The organism is Micromonospora sp. LZ34, assembly GCF_052981855.1.
This window is the reverse complement of the sequence record NZ_JBRIQN010000176.1, coordinates 1-675: the sequence shown is the minus strand read 5'-3', so window position 1 is coordinate 675 and position 675 is coordinate 1. Positions and strand designations below refer to the sequence as shown.

The 675-nt window shown below is 72.0% G+C and carries 1 protein-coding gene; it reads right to left on the bottom strand.

Annotated features, from left to right (window positions below; genetic code table 11):
- On the bottom strand, nucleotides 1-610 hold a 610-nt coding region (locus tag ACVCAH_RS38025; RefSeq protein WP_447141037.1), incomplete at its 3' end, for a hypothetical protein.
- Between the last annotated feature and the right edge of the window lie 65 nt (nucleotides 611-675).

Genomic DNA, 675 nt, shown 5'->3' with positions numbered 1-675 from the left:
CGGGGCCGGCCACCGCGTACGGGTGGATGATTCCCAGGTCCACCCCGGCTATCCGGCCCGGATCCGGCTCCTCACCCGGCGGGTAGACGGTGATCGGGACTTCGGCGGTGACGTCGCAGAAGAGGCGGCCACCCTCGCACAGCAGGGTGATCGACCGGACCTGCTCGATCGGATACGGCACATCCCGCGCCAGCCGCACCCACAACGCCGGGCCGCCTTTGGTGGTCGGGATCCGCACCCTGCGCCCATCGATGGTGAACGTGCCGTGATACCAGCGCACCGGCACCAGCCCCCGCCGCCGCCGCGGAAACCGCGCCGATACCTCACCCGCAGCGCGGCGCTTGGCGGCCGCGAACCACGCGTCGGAGAACCGGCGCAGCACCGACCGGGCCCCGGTGGAATCGAGTTCGGCGAACGTGCCCGGCCCCGACGCCGCCAACTCCCGACACAACTCCTGGTAACCGACCAGCGGCACGTCCCGGCGGCGCCGCCGCCACGCGTTGACCTCCAACACACACGCCCACACGTCACCAGCCGAGCGCAGCAGGCCGAAACACCGCCGCCGCTGCCCCGGCGTCACCCGCAACGCGACGCGGGCCGTGCGATGCACAACCCGTAGTGCGGCAGGGTCCCGACGGCGAGGCACAAACCACAGCCAACACCACCCCTACGACA